At 38.8% G+C, this 20,349-nt stretch carries 23 protein-coding genes; 18 read left to right on the top strand and 5 right to left on the bottom strand.

Features of this window, described 5'->3' with window-relative positions:
* The first annotated feature begins 83 nt into the window (after window positions 1–83).
* From FCR2A7T_RS14565 to FCR2A7T_RS00100, 4 genes are all read left to right on the top strand, one after another.
* On the top strand, window positions 84–2,168 hold the full coding sequence (locus tag FCR2A7T_RS14565) for a T9SS type A sorting domain-containing protein (protein WP_023569227.1): 2,085 nt from the start codon (window positions 84–86) through the stop codon (window positions 2,166–2,168).
* A 191-nt stretch (window positions 2,169–2,359) separates the two neighbouring features.
* On the top strand, window positions 2,360–3,436 hold the full coding sequence (locus FCR2A7T_RS00110) for an agmatinase family protein (RefSeq protein WP_023569225.1): 1,077 nt from the start codon (window positions 2,360–2,362) through the stop codon (window positions 3,434–3,436).
* Window positions 3,437–3,574: 138 nt separating this feature from the next.
* Window positions 3,575–3,976, top strand: a complete 402-nt coding sequence (locus tag FCR2A7T_RS00105) for a glycine zipper family protein (RefSeq protein WP_023569224.1) — start codon at window positions 3,575–3,577, stop codon at window positions 3,974–3,976.
* Between the two features lie 144 nt (window positions 3,977–4,120).
* A complete protein-coding gene (locus FCR2A7T_RS00100) occupies window positions 4,121–5,464 on the top strand; it encodes an FAD-dependent oxidoreductase (protein WP_023569223.1) in 1,344 nt (447 codons plus the stop codon).
* Between the two features lie 19 nt (window positions 5,465–5,483).
* Here FCR2A7T_RS00100 and FCR2A7T_RS00095 read toward each other — a convergent pair whose 3' ends face one another.
* From FCR2A7T_RS00095 to FCR2A7T_RS00085, 3 genes are read right to left on the bottom strand one after another with little or no spacing between them, the layout of a single operon-like run.
* The gene (locus FCR2A7T_RS00095) at window positions 5,484–5,846 is read right to left on the bottom strand and encodes a cupin domain-containing protein (protein WP_023569222.1); all 363 of its coding nucleotides are present in this window, start codon (window positions 5,844–5,846) and stop codon (window positions 5,484–5,486) included.
* A gap of 9 nt (window positions 5,847–5,855) precedes the next feature.
* Complete coding sequence (locus tag FCR2A7T_RS00090) at window positions 5,856–6,224, bottom strand: DMT family protein (protein ID WP_035116706.1); 369 nt, start codon at window positions 6,222–6,224, stop codon at window positions 5,856–5,858.
* Window positions 6,224–7,741, bottom strand: a complete 1,518-nt coding sequence (locus FCR2A7T_RS00085) for a helicase HerA-like domain-containing protein (protein WP_023569220.1) — start codon at window positions 7,739–7,741, stop codon at window positions 6,224–6,226. Before FCR2A7T_RS00085 ends, FCR2A7T_RS00090 begins: the two co-directional genes overlap by 1 nt.
* A 337-nt stretch (window positions 7,742–8,078) precedes the next feature.
* Between FCR2A7T_RS00085 and FCR2A7T_RS00080 the strand changes: the two genes are divergently transcribed.
* From FCR2A7T_RS00080 to FCR2A7T_RS00035, 10 genes are all read left to right on the top strand, one after another.
* Window positions 8,079–8,909 (top strand): MotA/TolQ/ExbB proton channel family protein, encoded by an 831-nt coding sequence (locus FCR2A7T_RS00080; protein WP_035116704.1) that lies wholly within the window; start codon window positions 8,079–8,081, stop codon window positions 8,907–8,909.
* Window positions 8,910–8,999: 90 nt separating this feature from the next.
* On the top strand, window positions 9,000–9,614 hold the full coding sequence (locus tag FCR2A7T_RS00075) for an ExbD/TolR family protein (protein ID WP_023569218.1): 615 nt from the start codon (window positions 9,000–9,002) through the stop codon (window positions 9,612–9,614).
* An 18-nt stretch (window positions 9,615–9,632) separates the two neighbouring features.
* On the top strand, window positions 9,633–10,199 hold the full coding sequence (locus tag FCR2A7T_RS00070; protein WP_023569217.1) for an ExbD/TolR family protein: 567 nt from the start codon (window positions 9,633–9,635) through the stop codon (window positions 10,197–10,199).
* A 29-nt stretch (window positions 10,200–10,228) separates the two neighbouring features.
* Entirely contained in the window at window positions 10,229–11,044 is an 816-nt protein-coding gene (locus FCR2A7T_RS00065) for an energy transducer TonB (protein ID WP_023569216.1), read from the top strand.
* Between the two features lies 1 nt (window position 11,045).
* Window positions 11,046–11,267: a hypothetical protein gene (locus FCR2A7T_RS00060; RefSeq protein ID WP_023569215.1), complete on the top strand. Its 222-nt coding sequence runs from the start codon at window positions 11,046–11,048 to the stop codon at window positions 11,265–11,267.
* A gap of 107 nt (window positions 11,268–11,374) precedes the next feature.
* Window positions 11,375–11,674, top strand: a complete 300-nt coding sequence (locus FCR2A7T_RS15105) for an energy transducer TonB (RefSeq protein ID WP_131473136.1) — start codon at window positions 11,375–11,377, stop codon at window positions 11,672–11,674.
* A 19-nt stretch (window positions 11,675–11,693) separates the two neighbouring features.
* A complete protein-coding gene (locus FCR2A7T_RS00050; protein ID WP_023569213.1) occupies window positions 11,694–12,623 on the top strand; it encodes a PstS family phosphate ABC transporter substrate-binding protein in 930 nt (309 codons plus the stop codon).
* Between the two features lie 31 nt (window positions 12,624–12,654).
* Window positions 12,655–14,331, top strand: a complete 1,677-nt coding sequence (locus FCR2A7T_RS00045) for a tetratricopeptide repeat protein (protein ID WP_023569212.1) — start codon at window positions 12,655–12,657, stop codon at window positions 14,329–14,331.
* Window positions 14,332–14,596: 265 nt separating this feature from the next.
* The gene (locus FCR2A7T_RS00040; RefSeq protein WP_023569211.1) at window positions 14,597–15,229 is read left to right on the top strand and encodes a 7-carboxy-7-deazaguanine synthase QueE; all 633 of its coding nucleotides are present in this window, start codon (window positions 14,597–14,599) and stop codon (window positions 15,227–15,229) included.
* Between the two features lie 25 nt (window positions 15,230–15,254).
* Window positions 15,255–15,662, top strand: coding sequence for a DUF2059 domain-containing protein (locus tag FCR2A7T_RS00035; RefSeq protein ID WP_023569210.1), 408 nt, complete (start codon window positions 15,255–15,257; stop codon window positions 15,660–15,662).
* Between the two features lie 56 nt (window positions 15,663–15,718).
* On the opposite strand, the gene FCR2A7T_RS00030 is transcribed toward FCR2A7T_RS00035, so the two are convergent.
* The gene (locus FCR2A7T_RS00030; protein ID WP_023569209.1) at window positions 15,719–16,429 is read right to left on the bottom strand and encodes a class I SAM-dependent methyltransferase; all 711 of its coding nucleotides are present in this window, start codon (window positions 16,427–16,429) and stop codon (window positions 15,719–15,721) included.
* A 122-nt stretch (window positions 16,430–16,551) separates the two neighbouring features.
* On the opposite strand from FCR2A7T_RS00030, the gene FCR2A7T_RS00025 reads away from it, so the two are divergent.
* From FCR2A7T_RS00025 to FCR2A7T_RS00015, 3 genes are read left to right on the top strand one after another with little or no spacing between them, the layout of a single operon-like run.
* Complete coding sequence (locus tag FCR2A7T_RS00025) at window positions 16,552–17,049, top strand: YkgJ family cysteine cluster protein (protein ID WP_023569208.1); 498 nt, start codon at window positions 16,552–16,554, stop codon at window positions 17,047–17,049.
* A gap of 1 nt (window position 17,050) precedes the next feature.
* The gene (locus tag FCR2A7T_RS14550) at window positions 17,051–17,452 is read left to right on the top strand and encodes a PH domain-containing protein (RefSeq protein ID WP_023569207.1); all 402 of its coding nucleotides are present in this window, start codon (window positions 17,051–17,053) and stop codon (window positions 17,450–17,452) included.
* Window positions 17,453–17,454: 2 nt separating this feature from the next.
* Window positions 17,455–17,823, top strand: coding sequence for a VOC family protein (locus FCR2A7T_RS00015; protein WP_023569206.1), 369 nt, complete (start codon window positions 17,455–17,457; stop codon window positions 17,821–17,823).
* A 27-nt stretch (window positions 17,824–17,850) separates the two neighbouring features.
* Here FCR2A7T_RS00015 and FCR2A7T_RS00010 read toward each other — a convergent pair whose 3' ends face one another.
* Window positions 17,851–19,089 carry an exo-beta-N-acetylmuramidase NamZ family protein gene (locus FCR2A7T_RS00010; protein ID WP_023569205.1) on the bottom strand — a complete coding sequence of 413 codons (1,239 nt, stop codon included), beginning with the start codon at window positions 19,087–19,089 and terminating at the stop codon, window positions 17,851–17,853.
* 5 nt (window positions 19,090–19,094) lie between these two features.
* Between FCR2A7T_RS00010 and FCR2A7T_RS00005 the strand changes: the two genes are divergently transcribed.
* A complete protein-coding gene (locus FCR2A7T_RS00005; protein WP_023569204.1) occupies window positions 19,095–20,327 on the top strand; it encodes an ABC transporter permease in 1,233 nt (410 codons plus the stop codon).
* The last annotated feature ends 22 nt before the right edge of the window (window positions 20,328–20,349 follow it).

The following is a 20,349-nucleotide window of genomic DNA, read 5'->3' as shown; positions in this document are numbered from 1 at the left end:
TACGGTTGTTTTTTAGTTATATAGTGTTGAATTTCAAATATTTTTGTTTTATTTGTAACAACTTAACTAAAAAACAACCAAAAATGAAAAAACAACTACTTAGTGTAGCGGTTTTATTGTTGGGGTTTTCGTTGTTTTCGAACGCCCAAACATCCGAGAAGGAAAAAACTGCACGCGAATGGATTAAATCCAATGCGAAAGAATTAAATCTTGCCTCAGAACGTGACTTGTCTCTTCGGTTCGTTCGCAAAAGTGTATCAGGGGAAACTTTGCGCTTTCAGCAGATGATAAATGAAGTTCCTGTTTTTGATACGGAAATCGTAATTCATTTTTCGCCTTCGGGAGCAATTACACATTCCGATTTTAATGTTGATAAAGGTGTGAACGTTATCAATACCATACCTCAAATTTCCAAAGAACAAGCTATCGAATTGGCAGACAAAGCCGTAGAGGTTTCCGGGATGGTAACTTATCAGGAAACTAAATTATTTGTTTATAACAAAACCGGTGCTACGAAATTAGTATACCGGGTAGTGACCAATTTTGAAACTAAATCCGGAAGTTGGGAAACCATCGTTGATGCTAATACAGGGGAAATTATCAGCGTGAAAGATATAGCGATTTACTGCGGAAACAGCTGTACTGCTTCACACGATCACAATTTTAAAGCGTCAGATAAAAAAGAGCAGAAATATTTTATGCCTAAAGAAAGCGCTACAGCTTTAGGATTTGTAGGCGGTACGGGAATGGTTTACAGTTCCGACCCGCTTTCGGTTGCACATGTTGCCTACGGAGGTAATTATGTGGACGGAAATGATGCTACAAATGCTTCTCTGGATGCTGCACGATCTTCAGTAACCTTGCCTGAAATTGATTTAACGGCTGGGGTTTATAAATTGAAAAGCTCTTACGTGGAAATTAAAAATCTGGAGAACCCAAATAAAGGTTTGTTTACGCAAGCCACCAGCGATTTTAGTTTTAATCGGAACAATGATGCTTTCGAGGCGACCAATGTATTCTATCATACCGACAAAAGTTTGCGCTATATCAATGAAACCTTAGGGATTCCTTGTAGGCCTTTAACCAATTCCGGTGTGCTTTGGTTTGATCCTTCTGGTGAAAATGGTGCGGATAACTCCCATTATACCAATGGAACACTGGTGTTTGGAGAAGGTTGTGTAGACGATGGTGAAGACGGGGATGTAATTTGGCACGAGCTGGGACATGGTTTGCACGATTGGGTTACCGGTGGTTCTTTGTCACAAGTTAACGGTCTGAGTGAAGGGAGTGGTGATTATTGGGCACAATCGAACAGTAGAGCTTTAGGTCAGTGGACTTCTTCTGATGCAGCTTATCATTGGATGTTTAACTGGGACGGTCACAATGCCTGTTGGGGTGGAAGAATAACCAACTATACCGCATTGTACCCCGGCGGTTTGGTGAATCAGATCCATACGGATGGTCAGATATGGGCTACTGCATTGATGAAAATTTGGGATGTAATCGGTCGCGAGAAAACAGATAAGGCTTTCTTAGAAGGATTGTCATTAACAAACAGCTCAACAAACCAGCAAAATGCAGCAATTGCTGTAAGACAGGCGGCTATCGATATGAATTACAGTTGTGCCGATGTAAAAGTGTTTACCGATAAATTTACGGCAACAGGTTATGTAATGCCGGCAATTCCTTTGCGAATCAATTGTCCCGGAACACAAACGGTATCGGCTGACGGTGCCGGAAATTATACCATTCCTAATTTTTCTGGATTGGCCAACGCCATCAACTCAAACTGTGATGCGGTTGTAACACAAAGTCCGGTACCGGGTAGTGTAGTTGGAGTGGGAACCCATACAATTACAATGACAGCCACCAGCGGAACTTCTGTAAACTGTAATTTCAGCTTGGTTGTACAATCCAATTTAGGAGTCAATGATTTTGTTAAAAACACTTTTATGATTTATCCTAATCCGGCTTCTTCGACCATTACGATTAAAGGAGATAATTTCGATAATGAAGAAGTGGAAATTTACAATATGCTTGGCCAAAATGTAATGCAGCGCGCTTTGGTTACCAATGAATCTGTACTTGATATTTCAAAATTGGCTAATGGGGTTTATACCGTTTATTTTGTCAATGCGAAAGTGTCTCACAAATTTGTGAAACAATAAACAACGCTAATTTTATATTTCAAAAGCCGGACAAAACGTTCGGCTTTTTTTGTGAAATCGCCATTAACAAAAGGTTTGCGCAAGCAAATACTAAAAAATAAAAGCGATAACATATATGACCGCTAAAAAATAAATTTTACATATATGAAATAAAGTATCTTTGTGGTTCGAAATTATGCAGTAAACACATCATGACAAAAGAACAGATTTTAGAGAATTTTGACCCGAGTCAACCCGGCTTGGCCGATGCAACCGTTTTTGGATTGCCTTTTTCAGCGGAACAAAGTGAAATTATCATTGTTCCCGTGCCTTGGGAAGTGACGGTAAGTTACGGAGCTGGTGCTTCGGAAGGCCCTGAAGCGATTATGGATGCTTCTTTTCAGGTGGATTTAAACCATCAGGAATTTCCGGAATTGTGGAAACTTGGGATTTATATGGATGAAGCTCCGGCACATTGGAGTAAAAATTCCCATAAATTCAAAGGATTGGCACAGCCGATTATAGAAGCTCTGGAAGCAGGGGAAGATGTTTCTGCTTTTCCGGCATTACAATCGGATTTGGATAAAATCAACTTGGCTTGTAAGGGAATGAACGCCGAAGTAAAAGACCGTGTTTTGCATTGGATGAACCAAGGAAAAAAAGTAGCACTTTTAGGTGGTGATCACAGTACTCCGCTTGGGTATTATCAGGCATTGGCAACAAAATATGATAGTTTTGGAATCCTGCACCTGGATGCACACATGGATTTGCGTATCGCTTATGAAGGATTTACGTATTCTCATGCATCAATTATGTATAATGCGTTACAGATTCCTCAAATCTCAAAAATCGTTCAGGTGGGTATTCGTGATTTCTGCGAACAGGAAGTAGAAGTCGCCCTGAAAGATCGTGTTTTAGTGCATACTGATATGGATTTAAAACAGGAAACGTTTGAAGGAAAAACATGGGAAGCGCAATGTGACCAAATCATTGCTTCATTACCGGGAAAAGTTGCAGTTTCGTTTGATATCGACGGAATGTATCCTTGGTATTGTCCGAATACGGGAACACCGGTTCCTGGAGGGTTCTCCTATGAACAGGCAGCTTATTTGTTGAGCCGCTTGGCAGAAACCGATAAAGAAATTATCGGATTCGATTTGGTAGAGGTCGCTCCGGGTGACGATGATTGGGATGGAAATGTAGGGGCCAGAATGTTGTTCCATATGTGTGGTGTTTTTGCTAAATCTCAAAAACTAGCGGTAGGTAAGAAAATACAATTCAACAGATAATACATGAAGAAAGCGAGCTGAAAAGGTTCGCTTTTTTTTTGGTGTGGATTGAAAAAATATAAACTTTACCGAAAATCCTGTAACATTTATTAAGGTTTCAAGAGTTTACTTTGTAATGTAATTTTAAAGTTAAATGTTATGAAAAAGTTATTGATAATAGTGATGAGTTTCTTTGCACTGGTTTCTTGTAAAGACATGCAGAAAGAAAATCAGGAACTGACGGTACAAACGGCTGCCATTGATTCGATGAAGATGGCAATGGAAAAACAAAGAATAATTGATTCCGTTAAAATGGCCGAAAGCAGTAAAAAAGAAGTCGTTGTGGTAAACAATACCAGTCCGCAATCGAACACATCGACGGCTCCCCGAAAAAAAATGAGTGGTGCAGCCAAAGGAGCATTGATTGGAGCCGGAGTGGGAGCGGTAACCGGAGCGATTGTAAGTGATAAAAAAGCCGAAGGCGCTATCATCGGTGGGGTTGCAGGTGCCGGAGTTGGTGCCGGTACAGGAGCCATCATCGATGAAAATAAGAAAAAATAAATAGTTTCGTCATTTTTTAGAGTGCATCTTAATTTAGATGCACTTTTTTATTTTAGGTATCGGACTCGTTTTCAAAGCAAATAAATCCAAAAAGAACTCCACATTCATTGAAAAAACATAAATTTGTAAAAAGTTAATTCTGCAATGCAAACTCCCCAAAAAATAGCCGTAGTCGGTTCTGGATTAGTAGGAACGCTATTGGCAATTTACCTCAAAAAAGCAGGTCATACTGTACATGTCTACGACAGAAGTCCGGATATTAGAAATGTTGCGTTTTCGGGACGTTCCATCAATTTGGTGATGTCGGACCGAGGCTGGAGAACTTTGCAGGAAATCGGACTGGATGATGAGATTAAAAAAATCGGAATTCCGGTAGACAAGCGCGCCATTCACATGTTGGACAAGGAGTTGAGTTATCAGTACTACGGAAAAGACGGCGAAGCTATTTTTTCATTATCACGAGGAGTACTCAATCGTAAAATGGTGGATTTGGCCGAAGCCGCCGGAGTGGAGTTTTTTTTCAATAAAAAAGTGTGGGATGTGACGCTGGCAACGGCAACACTGCATGAAGGCGATACCGAAAGAGGTGAGTGGGAAGAGCTGGATTACGATATGGTTTTTGGGGCGGATGGTGCTTTTTCAAGAGTACGTCACCGTATGCAACGCCAAAGCATGTTCAACTATTCGCAGGATTTTATCCGTGTGGGTTACAAGGAACTTCACATTCCGGCCAATGAAGACGGAACGCATAAAATCGATAAAAATTCGCTCCACATTTGGCCCCGAGGCGAATTTATGCTGATGGGATTGGCCAATCCTGACGGTACCTTTACCTGTACGCTTTTTATGCCGCACGAAGGGGAAAATTCCTTCGAAAACCTAAAAGACAAAGAAACCTTAGTCGCATTTTTTGCCAAACATTTTCCCGATACTAAAGATGTTATTCCTGATTTGGTCGAAGATTTCTTTAAAAACCCAACCAGTTATCTGGTTACTATGAAATGTTATCCGTGGACTTATGCGGACAAAGTGGCCCTTATAGGTGATGCCGCACATGCTATTGTTCCGTTTTACGGGCATGGGATGAATGCCGGTTTTGAAGATATTACGATATTGAGTCAGTTGATGGAGAAACATGGCGACGATTGGACGGCCATTTTTAAAGAATATCAGGAGTCCCGTAAACCCAATGCCGACGCCATCGCCGAACTTTCCTATCGCAATTTTATGGAGATGAGTTCGAAAACTGCCGATGCTAAATTTCATTTGCAGAAAAAGATAGAAAAATGGTTCTCAGACAAACATCCAGACAAATGGGTTCCGTTGTACAGTCGGGTTACCTTCAGCCATCAGCCGTATTCAGAAGCATTAGCAGAAGGCGATAAACAAAACCGGATTATGGAAGAAATCCTGAATATGGAAAGCATCGAACAAATCTGGGAAACGGAAGTAATCGAGCAAAGAATATTGGAATTGTTAAAAAAATAAAAGAGGCTTGGCCTCTTTTTTAGTCTTCCCGATGAACCAAATCCATGCTGAAAGCCGGAGTACAAACCGCAAGATATTCGCAAGGTTCAGCAAACGGGTTGGAATATTGTACACGGGTATTTTTTTCAATTTTTATCGATTGACCACTTTCTAAAATCACGGTTTCCCCATCAATGATGAATTGCTTTTTGCCTTTGATGATATAGGTGTATTCGTCAAATTCCGGAGTTTGAAAGGGTTCACTCCATCCCGGTGGCGCAATCATGTGCGCAATGGAAATTTCCTTGTTATTGGTAGTTGCCAAACCGTGGTGTTCTTCGATAACTTTGCCGTCAGTCGTAGGAACCACAAACGGATTACGTTGTATAAAATATTTTTTCATAAGACTACATTATTTTTTGAATATAAAATATACCGCCAATACCAAAAAACAAAAGCCCACGGCGTGATTCCAGCGGAACGTTTCATTTTTGAAAAACAGCATCGAGAAAATAACAAAAATAATTAAGGTGATCACTTCTTGAATCACTTTTAGTTGCATCAGTGTAAACGGTCCTCCGTTGCCTTCAAAACCTATTTTATTCGCTGGTACCTGAAAACAGTATTCAAATAACGCCAATCCCCAACTAATAAGGATGATGGTGATTAAGCCGGCGTTTTCAAACCACTTCAGTTCTTTGAACTTTAAATGACCGTACCATGCGAGTGTCATGAAAACATTGGATAAAATCAATAAGCCGATGGTGAAAAAAGCTCTCATTATTTTTTGAGTAATTTCATTAAAATTCCAAATGCTCCTCTTATAAATGAAGCGCTCGTTACAACTTTAGTAACCGATTTGCCAATTACTTCTGCCGTGCTGGGCTCTTCTTTTTTTCTTTTCTCTTCCGCTGTGGTAGCCTGCTGTTCTTCGGCCTGTTCTGTTGCGGTTTCTATTTTTTTGGATAAAATTTCATAAGCGCTTTCATTGTCAATAACCTGATTGTATTTTTTGACCAGTTTAGAGTTGTTGGTAATGGCGCTGATTTCGGCATCGGTTAAAATGTCCATTCGGCTCATGGGTGCACGCATCATACAGGCTACCAGTGGTGTAGGGATTCCTTTTTCGTTCAATGCTGTTACAAAAGCCTCTCCGATTCCGAGTTGTGTAATCACATCTTCGGTTTTGTAAAAATCAGATAAGGGATAATTTTCAGCTGTCATTTTAATGGCTTTTCGGTCATTCGCGGTAAAGGCACGTAAGGCATGTTGGATTTTCAAACCTAATTGCGCTAAAACGCCAGCCGGAACATCGGTAGGGTTTTGGGTGATGAAATAAACGCCAATGCCTTTGGAGCGAATCAGTTTTACAATCGTTTCAATCTGATCCAAAAGGGTTTTGCTGGCTTCGTCGAAAATCAGATGGGCTTCATCGATGAAAATAACCAATTCTGGTCTTCCGCTATCGCCAATTTCCGGCATCTGCTGATAAACTTCTGCCAATAGGCTCAGCATAAAAGTTGAAAACAGTTTGGGTTTGTCCTGAATATCGGTCAGACGGATAATATTGATGTAGCCATTACCATTTTCGTCAATCCGCATTAAATCATCGATATCAAAAGACAACTCACCAAAAAAGAGGTCGGCACCCTGTTGCTCCAATTCGATGACTTTTCTCAAAATAGAACCGGTGGAGGCAGTGGAAATCCTTCCGTAATTGGATTCGAATTCGTCTTTTCCTTCATCGGTGGCGTATTGCAGTACCTTTTTGAAATCTTTCAAATCCAAAAGCGGAATTTTATTGTCGTCGCAATATTTGAATATAACGGCCACTACACCGCCCTGAGTGTCGTTCAAATCCAGAATTCTGGAAAACAATACCGGTCCGAATTCCGAAACGGTAGCTCGTAATCGCACTCCGTTTTGTTCGGATAAGGTCATTAACTCAACCGGAAATGCCTTGGTTTCATAAGGGATGCCGATTTTAGCATGACGTTCGGTGATAAAAGGTTTTTCTTCCCCTTTGGCTGCGATTCCTGAAAAATCCCCTTTAATGTCCATCATTAGCACCGGAATGCCGTTTTGCGACAATTGTTCGGACAATACCTGAATGGTTTTTGTTTTTCCTGTACCGGTGGCCCCGGCGATGAGTCCGTGACGGTTAATGGTTTTGAGCGGTATTTTAATTGGAGTATCCGGGATTGCTTCCCCGTTTAGTATTGCTCCACCCAAAATAATGTGGTCGCCACTGCAGTTGTAACCGGAATTAATATGTTCTGAAAAATTTATGTTTGACATATTCTGAAAGTGTTTTTCTTGTAAGAATGATTTTATTCACAAATATAATAGTAATAAATGTACTCAAAATTGGATTTTTTTAATAAATTGTGAAAAATTCTAAATTAGAATAAGAATAAAATTAACAATTAAGCGTTATAAAATTAAACTTGTGTTAATATAGGCTAAACGATTTAAAACAAAACGTGTTTACACGGTTAAATAAATTATAAAACAGCCGTAAAAAAAAGCGATTTTGTTTTTTTATTTATTCTAAAAACATAAATTTGCGACACTTATATATATTTTGTGTGTATAAGAACAGTTAAATAAATCGAAAAAACTAAAAATTAAAAAAATGACAAACGTATCTAACGAAACTGTTGAAAATGGAGCTAGCTCTAAAGGGTCAAACTTGTTTGCAGGTTTAGCAATTGTAATCTGTTTAGTAATCGGATTCCTTGTTTGGAAATTCGTAATGGGTCACCCATCAAACTTTGAAAATGGAGACAATACTGGTCACCCGCTACCAGGAAACTATTTAGGAATGGTTTATAAAGGAGGATTTATCGTACCTGCGTTAATGGGATTGTTTTTAATGGCGGTAGTTTTCTCTTTTGAGAGATTCTTCGTTATTACTAAAGCTGCAGGAAAAGGAAATGTTGAAAGTTTTGTTAAAAACGTACAGGTTTTAATCGGTCAAGGTAAAATTGATGAAGCTATTGCTGAGTGTGATGTTCAGCAAGGTTCAGTTGCTAACGTAGTTAGAGCTGGTTTGACTAAATATCAAGAAGTGAAAAAAGAAGGTTTCGACAGCGAAAAAGCGACTGAGACAATTCAAAAAGAAATAGAAGAAGCTACTTCTTTGGAGATGCCAATGTTAGAGAAAAACATGACTATCATCGCAACATTAGTATCTATCGGTACGTTAATGGGGTTATTAGGAACGGTATCGGGGATGATCAAAGCGTTCTCTGGATTAGCTGCTGCAGGTGCTCCTGACCAGGCTGCATTAGCAACAGGTATCTCTGAGGCACTTATTAATACGGCTACAGGTATTGGTACTTCTACATTGTCAATTATCATGTACAACGTGTTTACCTCTAAAATTGATAAATTAACTTACTCTATCGACGAGGCTGGTTTTGCTATCACGCAAGCTTACAGACGTATGAAAGCTCGTGTATAATTACACGATAAAGAGAGTTAATTATTAATTTGTTGCAATTGGGGCTGTCCGTTTGGGACGTTGTTGAATTGCGACTAAAACCAAAAGAAAATGGCAAAAGTAAAAATGTCAAAAAAGAGTACGAAGATTGATATGACGGCTATGTGTGACGTAGCGTTCTTATTATTGTCTTTCTTCGTTATGACATCTACAGCTAAAATACCCGAGCCACTTCCTGTTGATACGCCGGCTTCTACCAGAGAAACCAAATTACCGGATACGGATTTGGCTACTATTACAGTAGGAGATAAAAAAGTATTCTTCGGAATTACCGGTCAAGATCTTCGAAGAGAGGCTTTGGGAAATATTGCTGAAAAATACAGTGTAACATTTACTGAGGAAGAGACCAAGCGTTTTTCTTTAATTGATGGTTTTGGAGTTCCGGTTGGAAATCTGAAACAATTGATTGCACTGAAAGGTGACGAGAGAAATAAGCCAGGTGTTCAGCCGGGGATTCCTTATGATTCTTTGGACAATCAGTTGAGAGAATGGGTTTTGGCGGCACGTTTAGCTGCAAAAGATGCTCATCAGACTGAGTTGAAAATTGCAATCAAAGGTGATGCGAAAGAAGAATATCCTACTATTAAAAAAGTAATCGATATTTTACAGCAACAGAAGGTAAACAAGTTTTTCTTGGTAACCGGTTTAAGAAGTGATGATTTTTAATTAAAAAAATACTGTAAAATGGCAGAATTAAATAGCGGCGATGGCGGCGGTGGCAAAAAGAAAGGTCATGTAAGGAGTAAAAAACAAAACGCCGGTGTCGATTTGACAGCGATGGTGGATTTGGCATTCCTTTTGATTACTTTCTTCATGCTAACGACTTCATTGTCGAAACCACAGTCCATGAACTTGGCAATGCCGGATAAAGAAGACAAACCAAAAGACCAACAAGAGCAATTAGATGTTGCCGATGACAGATCAATGACTTTGTTATTAGGTGAAAAAAATCAAATTGTTTGGTATTACGGTTTACCGGATAACCCTATTGAAGGACCCACTAAAGTTGGTTACGGAAAAAACGGAATCAGAAAAGAACTGTTAGCGAAAGAAAAAACAGTTTTGGCGAAATATGGTGATCCTAAAAAAGGGTTAATTGTTCTTATCAAGGCAAGTAAGAAATCCACATACAGAAACTTGGTGGATGTATTGGATGAGATGGCTATCGCTAAAGTACCAACCTATGCGATTGTTGACATTACTCCGGAAGAAAACGCAATGTTAGAAAAAGAAGGATTGTTTACTAAATAATCTCTTTTCAATCATTAAAAATTAAAATTATGTCAAAATTAAACATATTTAACACCGAGTGGATTGATATGGTCTTTGAAGGCCGTAACAAGGCCTATGGTGCTTATCAGTTGCGTTCTGAAAATCCAAAAACTACCACAAGAGCTTTGCTAATCGGTGCGTTTTTATTTGCTGCTGCAATTGCAGGTCCAGTGGTAAAAAACATCATTAGCGAACAATTGGCAAAAGGGGAAGAGGAAAGTAAGGACAAGATTGTTGAAACAGCATTATTACCGCCGCCACCAAAAGAAGATTTACCACCACCACCACCACCTGAACCACCTAAATCAGTGAACGATCAGGTAAAATTCCCACCGCCAGAGGTAGTGAAAAAGGAATTGGTTCGTGATGAAGATCCACCTACTGTGGAAGATTTAAAAGATGCCGATCCAGGACAAAAAGATGTTAAAGGAGATAAAAATGCAGAAATTGTTATCGACCAGCCAACCGGTGAAGGAGATAAAAATGCTGAAATCGTCGACGATAACAAAGTATATGTAGCTGTAGAAGTACAGGCTGGTCCTGCTGGAGGTATGCAAGGGTTTTACAAGAAGTTTGCGAATTCATTCGTAGCTCCCGATGTAGACGAAGGGGTTACTCAAATCCGAGTAATGTTAAGTTTCGTTGTTGAGAAAGATGGTGGATTTACAGATGTAAAAGTACTTAGAGACGGTGGTTATCAGGCAGCTGGTAAAGAAGCGATCCGAGTATTGAAAAGTATGCCTGCTTGGAAACCAGCTATCCAGAACGGACGTCCGGTTAGATCGCAATTTACATTGCCGATTACAATTCAGGTAGCACAGTAATATGAAAATATTTCAAAATTTTAAACAGAAATCGCCACAACAGCGATTTCTGTTTGTTTTAGGGCTTGTCTTTTTAGGATTGTATATTTTTTTAGGCGTAACTTTGTTTGTTTGGAAAAGTATGCCGGTAGAAATATCGTATACCCGAAGAATGATTTTGGGGACTATTTTAATTGTTTATGCTGCAATACGTTTTGTGCGTTTGCAACAATCACAAGAGTAAATGAAAATTAAAAGTATCGTTTTGTTTTTTATGTTTGCGGCCTATGGCAGTTTTGCACAGGATGTAAACACAATTGATAATCGAAACAGTAACGGATTTATGCTGGTGTGGATATACCCGCATCACCCGAAGGAGGATTGCAGAAATTCTATTATGATTTTGCCAAAGCATTCCAAACACCGCATGTTCCTGACAACTCGATTACCCAACTTCGTATAATGTTGGCCTTCGTTGTGGAAAAAGACGGAAGTTTTAGTGATATAAAAGTGCTGCGAGATCTTGGTTTTGGTGACGGAGCAGAAGCGATTCGTGTACTGCAGTTGATGCCGCGTTGGACTTCAAGTCTGCTGGAAGGAAAACCGGTACGTAGTCAATTTACATTTCCAATCACCATTAAAGTGCGATAATTTAAGTTTTAAAAAAAATATGAAAAAAAATGTTTTTTTCTCCGTTATAATTGCTTCACTGTTGATTTCAATTAACGGATGTAAAAAGAAACCTTCCGATCCTGCTGAGATTAAAGAAACTGCGGTAGCCGGTTCTACAACGATTCTGGTGGATGAAACCATTTTTCCTCTGGTAGAAGATCTTGCGATTCTTTTTGAAAACGAATACAAACGCGCTAAAGTACATCTGGTTAGCAAACCTGAAAATGAAATCATTCAAATGATTCAACAGGACAAAGCACGCATTGCCATTTTGGCAAAAGATTTGGATTCCACGGAAATCAACTATTACAACAACACAAAAAAAGTTTATCCAAGAGTAACGGAGTTTGCCAAAGATGCCGTTGCTTTCATTGGAAGCACAAACCGCACCGACTCTACCCTTGTATTGAATGATGTACTACTGGCGCTTAAAGGAACACCTAACGGAAAAATAAAAACATTGGTTTTTGACAATCCCAATTCAAGTACCCTACGGGAGTTGAAAAAACTTGCTGGAATCAAAGAATTACCCAAGCAAAATGTTTTTTCGGCCCATTCCAATAAAGAGGTAGTGCAATACGTTACTGAGAATGAGGGTGCCGTTGGAATTATAGGCATAAATTGGTTATTACAACCTACCGATGATTTACTGCCTTATACTTCGAAAATTCAAGTCTTGGCCGTTGAAAATGTTAAAATTAACGCAAAAAACAAGTTTATTAAACCGAACCAAACTAATATTGCAGATGGCAGTTATCCGGTAACACGGAAATTATATTTGTTAAATTTTCAGGGAGCAACTGGTTTAGGCATGGGATTTGCTTCTTATATTGCAGGACAGCAAGGACAACGTATTGTTTTGAAGTCCGGGTTGATTCCTACCCATTTCCCGACCAGACAGATTTCGGTAAGGGATGAAGTTGAATAAAATATTGAATAACCATAAAATGTGTTTAGAAATGAAAAATGCTAAAGTTTTAAGTTTATTATTGTCTGTTATCACAACGGCAGCTTTTGCTCAGGATTTATCGCAGGCAAAAAAAGCTATTGATGCGGAACAATACGACAAGGCAAAAAAGATATTAAAAGGATTAGTGCAATCAAGTCCGGATAACGGAAAAAACTTCTTTTATTTAGGAGATGTATACCTTAGAGAAGGTAAGACAGATTCTGCTGTCGTGATTTTTAATAAAGGATTGGCCGCAAAAGACAAAGGAACTTTAAATTATATCGGATTAGGTCAAATCGACTTAGACAGTAAAAAAGTGGCTGCAGCACAAGCCAATTTTGACAAAGCGGCTGCTAATATCAAGAAAAAAGATGTTGAAGAATTGTTGCTGATTGCCAAAGCGTATAACAATTCTGAAAACCCGGATTATAAAAAAGCAATCGAAGTGACCAATAAGGCATTGTTGATTGAAGACAAAAATCCTGTGGCTTTTTTAACCTTAGGAGACGCTCAGTTTGGAGATAAAAATGCGGGAGAGGCGTTCAGAGCGTATGAAACCGCTTATGATTTTGATAAGTCGTTATTAATTGCACGCGTTAAATATGCAGCGATTAATAAAAGTGCTAAAAACTTCACCGATGCTGTTAAATTGCTGAACGGTGTAATCACTACCGATCCGAATTTCGGTCCAGCTTACCGTGAATTGGCTGAAACGTATTATTTCTGGGGAAGCAATGAACCGGCTAAATACGATGAATACATTAAGAAAGGGTTACAGTATTATGAAAAATACATGAGCTTAACCGATTATTCTTTAGAATCCCGTATGCGTCATGCCGATTTCTTAATCTTAGCAAAAGATTACAAAGCCTTGGAAGCGGAAGCGAATGAAATGAAAAAACTGGATAAAGTAAACCCGCGTATTTTACGTTATTTAGGATATGCGGCTTATGAAAACGGAAACTTTGCAGAAAGTTCCAAAGCGATTACCGAATTTTTCGCCAAAGTGGAGCCAAAAAGAATTATCGCCAGAGATTACCTTTATTTAGGATTGACTAAAATGGCAGAAGCTAAAAAAGCGGATGGAACCTATGATGAGAAAATCTTCAACGAAGGGGTTGTCGAATTGAACAGAGCGGTTGAAAAAGATCCGGTTATTGCCAGTGAGTTAAATCCTCTTGGACAAAAAATGTTCAAAGAGAAATTATACAAAAACGCAACTAAATTGTTTGAAGTAGCTATTAAAAATCCAAAATCGAAAAACTTCTTCGCCGATAATTTCTATTTGGGTTATGCATTGTATTTCGATTACGACCCGAAAACATCACCTAAAGATCAATTGGTGAAAGCCGATGCCGCTTTTTCAAAAGTAATCGAATTGAACCCTGCTACTCAGGATGCTCATTTGTTCAAAGCAAGAGCTAACGAAGCAATGGATACTCCGGAATCTAAAAAAATCGCACTTGCCAGCTATGAAGAATATGTGAAATTGGTAAATGCTAAAGGAGATGCTGAAAAAGCAAAACCGGTGGTGAAGAAAAATTTAATTGAAGCATACACATTTGTTGGTGCACACTATGCCAATAATGCAGAAAAAGTAAAAGCCATCGAAAACCTTGAGAAATTATTGGTAATCGATCCTGCCAATGTTTATGCAACAAAAACCTTAAAAGCGCTTAAAGCATAAGTTTTTCTGATATAAATTATTAAACCGATGACGAAAGTTGTCGGTTTTTTTTTTGGAGCGAATGGTTGGCGTGTTTTTGGGAACCCTATTCCTGCTGTACGCTATATCTTTTTTCGGTGGCTTCGAGAGTATTTCGACAAGCTCAGCATATCACCTTTGCCACCGAAAAAAGGATGCCGCTTCCATCAGGGCTAAAAAGGAAACAAATCGAATTGTCGGGAATCATTGGTAAAATAACTATCTTTGCAGACTATTTAAAATTCAAATGTTAAAGAAAGAAATACAAATTGCGGTGGAAAAAGGCGAAATGCTGCCTTTAATGGAGGAGTTTTATACCATTCAGGGCGAAGGATACCATACCGGTACGGCAGCCTATTTCATTAGAATCGGTGGTTGCGACGTGGGTTGCCACTGGTGCGATGTGAAAGAAAGCTGGAATGCCGAGCTGCATCCGCCCACAAACACGGATGTTATTGTAGCCAACGCCAAAAAATATGCCGAAACGGTTGTGGTAACCGGCGGAGAACCCTTAACATGGGACATGAGCGTACTGACGGCAAAACTAAAAGACCAAAATCTTCGAGTGCACATCGAAACTTCGGGCGCTTATCCGGTTTCGGGTACCTGGGATTGGTTCTGTCTTTCCCCGAAAAAAACAAAACTTCCGGTAGCAGAAGCCTATGAAATTGCTCACGAACTGAAAGTCATCATCCACAACAAACACGATTTCCAATTCGCCGAAGAGCAAGCTGCTAAAGTGAACGAAAACGCTATCCTGTTTTTACAACCCGAATGGAGTAAAAAAGAAGAAATGACCCCATTAATTGTAGATTATGTGATGCAAAATCCAAAATGGCGCGTATCTTTACAAACCCATAAATATTTGAATATTCCATAATTTTTTATAATCAACCAACAAAACAATGAAAAAACTAATTGTAACGTTCGCACTTGTTTTAGTAGCGAATTTAGGAATGGCTCAAACAAACGAAGCGTTCAAAAAAGATGTATTGAAAATGATTGAACTTACAGGTTCGGCCGGTCAGATGAAATTGGCCAAAGATCAAATCCTGAAAATGGTTCCAAAAGAAAAACAAGCGGCCTTTTTGGTGGAATTTGAATCGACATTGCCTGCTTTGTATGATAAAATGGCTGGCGTAATGATGTCTGAGTACACACACGAGGATATAAAAGCGATTTTAAAGTTCTATGAAACTCCGGTTGGAAAAAAAATGACTGAAAAATCAGGAGTTATTGCCGAGAAAAACATGGCTGCAAGTCAGGAATGGGCAATGAGCTTACAAGGCATGATGATGAAATACATGCAATAGTCGCATTAAAGGAATAAAAAAATCCCACCCGTTAAAATCAGGTGGGATTTTTTTATTTAAGCATGTGTCAGTTTTGCCAGATAATCAAAATGTTCGCCTTCCAAAAGCAATTCGCATTGCAATCCGTTGGCATAAGCAGCATTCTGTAACGTATTGTAATCAATATACATCCAGTCGAACGGTTCTTCTTTCTCTCCTTTATAGGAAACATTAAAAATTACCTCCCCGTAATAGTCATTATCGCTCGGAATCCATTTGCCGCCGTCTTCGTCTTCATCAAACATATAAATGATGTCAGAACTGTCCAATAAAATCTGACCGTTTTCGTTCAGCAGTGATTTCAGTTTTTGAAGAAATCCGGATATTTTATTCAGCTTCCCACACATCCCGGCTCCGTTCATCATCAGTAAAATGGTGTCGAATGTTTCGTTTTCGAGTTCCATCACATTTTGTACTAGGGCTTTTTTTACCCCACGCAGTTCACAGGCTTTTACCGCATTGGCCGAAATATCGATGGCAGTTACGTCTAAATTACGCTCATTTTGCAAATACAAAGCGTGACTACCCGCGCCACAACCCACATCCAATACTTTTCCTTTCGCCAAATTCAACGTTTTTTGTTCCATTTTCGGCATTTCGGCATAACCGCGGAACAAATAGGCAACGCTCATTTCATCGGCTTCTGATATGGAGGTTTCCGTGATTAAATCTTCAGGTGAATTGTTGGTTTGATAATCCAATATGGCTTTTCCGAAAAGGTCTTTCATGCTTGTAAATTTTTTACGGTGGTTATTTACTTCATCAGTTCGCAATAAATTGCTCGTGTGTTTGTCTGAATTGAGTAATTTTGCAGTGTTATTTTTCGAATAAACGAATAACCAAATCAAAAATGCTCAAACCTTCCTTAAACGAACTTCAAAAGTTGGCCAAAGATAAGCATAACGAAAACAAAAAGTATTTCGATAAGCTGAAAAAGAAAACGCCCAAGAATTTGGATTATGTGATGCAGGATCTACACGATGCCGAATTCAGACGAACAGATTGTCTGGAATGTGCCAATTGCTGTAAAACCACTGGGCCGCTGTTTACTCTTGCCGACATTGAGCGTATTGCAAAACACCTTCGTTTGAAACCCCAACAGTTTATCGATCAGTATTTGCGAATCGATGAAGACAAGGATTATGTGTTGCAAAGTGTGCCGTGTACGTTTTTGGACGCTGAGAATTATTGCATGATTTACGATGTTCGCCCAAAAGCCTGTCGTGAATTCCCGCACACCGACCGGAAAAAGTTTCAGCAGATTTCTGATCTGACACTGAAAAATGTAGCCATTTGTCCGGCAGCTTACAATATTGTGGAAGAAATGAAGAAAAAATTACCGCTGTAAAATGAAAATATACAAATCTAAAGTAGACTGGCTCTTCTTTTTGCCATTAGCCTATCCTATTTTTCTGTGTGTTAGCGGTTTTGTTCGCGGACACTACTTGATATCGGTAATTACATTAATTATTTTGGTACTGATCGGTTTAATGATTCAAAAAACGGAATATACCCTTTCGGAAGGTATTTTGAATGTGAAATCCGGATTCCTGGTTAATAAGAAAATTGATGTAAAAACCATCAGAAAAATTGAACATTCGAAAAGTATAATCAGTGCACCTGCACTATCCAGAGACCGACTTTTATTGATTTATAATAAGTTTGATGATATTTTGATTTCCCCAAACGAGAAACAGGAATTCATTGACGAACTTTTAACAATTAACCCTAATATTGAAGTGAAATTTTAATTATGATCAAATTCCAGCCCATTCGTCCGATGCTTTGGACCAACGAACTCCAAGAAACCATTGCATTTTATGTAAATGTACTAGGGTTTACTTGCGGAGAATATAATGAAGATTGGGGCTGGGCCGCTTTGCATAAAGACGAGGCCGAAATCATGTTGGCAAAACCCAATGAGCACAGTTCGTTTGAAAAACCCTTGTTTACCGGATCTTTTTATTTTAATGTGGATGCTGTTGACGAACTTTGGAACACCATAAAAGACAAATGTAAAATCTGTTATGAGATTGAAAATTTCGAATGGGGCATGCGGGAATTTGCCGTTTACGATAACAACGGCTACTTATTACAGTTTGGTCAGGAAATAAACGAATAAAAAAAGAGCTCGGACAGAGCTCTTTTTTTATTCACCATATATAAGGTAAGGTTTCCGCATCGCTTTAAACTCATTGATGCCTTTGTTCCAGCTTTTTCGAATGGCGATTTCCGGCGTTCCCGACTCGATTTGCTGTTGCAGTGTTTTGGTTCCTGCCAGTTTCGTAAAGAAATCATTGAAAAATTTGAACTTGTCTTTTGGCATTGCCGTTGTATGAAAGGCTTTAATCAGCCATTTTAGTTCCAATTGTTTTACCTTTTCAATTTTGGACAAGTCTTCTCCGAAGCAAATTTGGCCATTGTGAACCGGATCTTTGGCGCCAAGGTTTGGTTTAGGTGTAAAACTGTAATTGGTAATAGGCAGGTATGGAGAACCGTAAATCTGAAACTGTTTGTCGGTTCCTCTTCCTACACTAACGTTAGTACCTTCAAACAAACACAAACTCGCATATAAATTAATAGCCTGATCGTTGGGTAAATTGGGCGATGGTTTTACCGGTAAACTGTAAGGCATGTTTCGGTTGTAATGCAAACACGGAATTACAGTCAGTTTACATTGTACTTCGTTTTTTAACCATTTTTCACCGTTAATCATTTTGGCATATTCGCCAATCGTCATCCCGTGTAAAACAGGAATAGGGTGCATGCCTACAAAACTTGTGAATTCTTTTTCTAAAACAGGACCGTCAACAATTCCACCGTTCGGATTTGGCCGATCTAAAACGATTAACGGAATATTGTTTTCCGCACAGGCTTCCATCACATAATGCAAAGATGATATATAAGTGTAAAAACGAGCTCCCACATCTTGTAAGTCAAAAACCATGATGTCAATTCCTGCCAATTGTTCCGGTTTGGGTTTCTTGTTGTTGCCGTAAAGTGAAATAATCGGCAAACCGGTTTTGGTGTCTTTTCCGTCTTTAATTAATTCTCCGGCATCAGCAGTGCCGCGAAAACCGTGTTCGGGAGCATAAATTTTCTGAACGGCTATTTTCTTTTCCAACATAAAATCCACTAAATGGACTTTCTCAGACAGAATGCCGGTCTGATTGGTCACAACGCCTACTTTTTTATCTTTCAATAACGGAAGGTATGCATCGGTATTTTGTGCCCCGGTTATAATTTCGGATATCGGTTTTAGGTTCGTTGAAAGGATTTCTTCTTTTTTCTTTTCCTTTTTCTCTTGTGTCTTAACGGAATTTCCGCAGGCGACTATCGATAAAAACAAGAATAAAACTGTATTTTTGAAAACCGAATTTGAAATCATATACTTTGAAATTAGAATATTTTATTGCTAAAAGACTTATTACTACTAAAAACTATAAAAGTAGTATATCTGCGCCAATTATAAAAATTGCCATAGCAGCCATTGCCATCGGAATGGTCATGATGATTGTTTCCATTGCGACCGGTATGGGTTTGCAGCAAAAAATACGCCAAAAGGTATCGGCTTTCAACGGTCATGTGATTATTACCAATTATGACGATAACCAATCGGAAGTGAGCGTCGAGCCCATTTCACTGCATCAGAATTTCTATCCGAAGTTTAAAAACGTGGAAGGAATCAGTCATATTCAGGCGGTAGCAACCAAAGCCGGTATCATAAGAACTGAAAAAGCTTTTGAAGGAATTGTGTTCAAAGGTGTGGGGAAAGATTTTCAGTGGGAAAACCTTCAGGAGTATATTATTAAGGGTAGAATTCCGAATTTGAAATCAAATCTCAATCCGGAAGTTATCCTGTCCGAATATCTGGCGAACCGACTTCAGTTAAAAGTAGGCGATAAATTCAATACCTTTTTTATGAAGGAAGAAGGGAAGTTGCCCAATCTTCGTAATTTTAAAATTGTCGGGATTTACAATTCCGGGTTTCAGGAGTTTGATGCTACCTATATAATAGGAGATATTCGTCATATTCAGCGCATCAATAAATGGCAAAAAGATCAGGTGGGCGCTTTTGAGGTTTTCGTGGATGATTTTTCCAAGATAAAAGAAAAAGGCGAGGAAATTTATGCCGAAATTCCACCCACCTATAATAGTGTAACAATTGAAGAGAAATATTTCAACATTTTCGAGTGGCTGAAACTTTTCGATTTTAATATTGTAGTGATATTAATCATCATGATTGTGGTGGCGACCATTAATATGGTAGTGGCATTGTTGGTACTTATTTTGGAGCGCACTCAAATGATTGGAATTTTAAAAGCGGTTGGTGCCAACAATTGGAGTATCCGCAAAATATTTTTGTACAACGCCGGCTATTTAATTCTTCGCGGACTCCTTTTCGGTAATCTTATAGGAATAGGAGTGCTGTTGATTCAGAAGTATTTCGGAGTAATCAAACTAAATCCCGAAAACTATTATGTAACTCAGGCGCCTGTCGCCATTGATATACCTTATATAGTCGCCTTAAACTTGGGAACTGTTTTGGTTTGTCTTTTGGTTTTATTGATTCCTTCTTATATAATTACCAAAATTTCTCCGGTCAAAGCTATTCGATTCGATTAGAAGCGAAAGTTTCGGGCTTTTT

Source organism: Flavobacterium cauense R2A-7, from assembly GCF_000498475.1.
Classification (GTDB): domain Bacteria; phylum Bacteroidota; class Bacteroidia; order Flavobacteriales; family Flavobacteriaceae; genus Flavobacterium; species Flavobacterium cauense.
The sequence above is the reverse complement of the archived record's forward strand: the minus strand, read 5'-3'. Positions and strand labels throughout refer to the sequence as shown.

Excerpts from the sequence above, each read along its gene's own strand:
- FCR2A7T_RS14565 (WP_023569227.1), top strand. The coding sequence starts at position 84 with ATGAAAAAACAACTACTTAGTGTAGCGGTTTTATTGTTGGGGTTTTCG.
- FCR2A7T_RS00110 (WP_023569225.1), top strand. The coding sequence starts at position 2,360 with ATGACAAAAGAACAGATTTTAGAGAATTTTGACCCGAGTCAACCCGGC.
- FCR2A7T_RS00105 (WP_023569224.1), top strand. The coding sequence starts at position 3,575 with ATGAAAAAGTTATTGATAATAGTGATGAGTTTCTTTGCACTGGTTTCT.
- FCR2A7T_RS00100 (WP_023569223.1), top strand. The coding sequence starts at position 4,121 with ATGCAAACTCCCCAAAAAATAGCCGTAGTCGGTTCTGGATTAGTAGGA.
- FCR2A7T_RS00095 (WP_023569222.1), bottom strand. The coding sequence starts at position 5,846 with ATGAAAAAATATTTTATACAACGTAATCCGTTTGTGGTTCCTACGACT.
- FCR2A7T_RS00090 (WP_035116706.1), bottom strand. The coding sequence starts at position 6,224 with ATGAGAGCTTTTTTCACCATCGGCTTATTGATTTTATCCAATGTTTTC.
- FCR2A7T_RS00085 (WP_023569220.1), bottom strand. The coding sequence starts at position 7,741 with ATGTCAAACATAAATTTTTCAGAACATATTAATTCCGGTTACAACTGC.
- FCR2A7T_RS00080 (WP_035116704.1), top strand. The coding sequence starts at position 8,079 with ATGACAAACGTATCTAACGAAACTGTTGAAAATGGAGCTAGCTCTAAA.
- FCR2A7T_RS00075 (WP_023569218.1), top strand. The coding sequence starts at position 9,000 with ATGGCAAAAGTAAAAATGTCAAAAAAGAGTACGAAGATTGATATGACG.
- FCR2A7T_RS00070 (WP_023569217.1), top strand. The coding sequence starts at position 9,633 with ATGGCAGAATTAAATAGCGGCGATGGCGGCGGTGGCAAAAAGAAAGGT.
- FCR2A7T_RS00065 (WP_023569216.1), top strand. The coding sequence starts at position 10,229 with ATGTCAAAATTAAACATATTTAACACCGAGTGGATTGATATGGTCTTT.
- FCR2A7T_RS00060 (WP_023569215.1), top strand. The coding sequence starts at position 11,046 with ATGAAAATATTTCAAAATTTTAAACAGAAATCGCCACAACAGCGATTT.
- FCR2A7T_RS00050 (WP_023569213.1), top strand. The coding sequence starts at position 11,694 with ATGAAAAAAAATGTTTTTTTCTCCGTTATAATTGCTTCACTGTTGATT.
- FCR2A7T_RS00045 (WP_023569212.1), top strand. The coding sequence starts at position 12,655 with ATGAAAAATGCTAAAGTTTTAAGTTTATTATTGTCTGTTATCACAACG.
- FCR2A7T_RS00040 (WP_023569211.1), top strand. The coding sequence starts at position 14,597 with ATGTTAAAGAAAGAAATACAAATTGCGGTGGAAAAAGGCGAAATGCTG.
- FCR2A7T_RS00035 (WP_023569210.1), top strand. The coding sequence starts at position 15,255 with ATGAAAAAACTAATTGTAACGTTCGCACTTGTTTTAGTAGCGAATTTA.
- FCR2A7T_RS00030 (WP_023569209.1), bottom strand. The coding sequence starts at position 16,429 with ATGAAAGACCTTTTCGGAAAAGCCATATTGGATTATCAAACCAACAAT.
- FCR2A7T_RS00025 (WP_023569208.1), top strand. The coding sequence starts at position 16,552 with ATGCTCAAACCTTCCTTAAACGAACTTCAAAAGTTGGCCAAAGATAAG.
- FCR2A7T_RS14550 (WP_023569207.1), top strand. The coding sequence starts at position 17,051 with ATGAAAATATACAAATCTAAAGTAGACTGGCTCTTCTTTTTGCCATTA.
- FCR2A7T_RS00015 (WP_023569206.1), top strand. The coding sequence starts at position 17,455 with ATGATCAAATTCCAGCCCATTCGTCCGATGCTTTGGACCAACGAACTC.
- FCR2A7T_RS00010 (WP_023569205.1), bottom strand. The coding sequence starts at position 19,089 with ATGATTTCAAATTCGGTTTTCAAAAATACAGTTTTATTCTTGTTTTTA.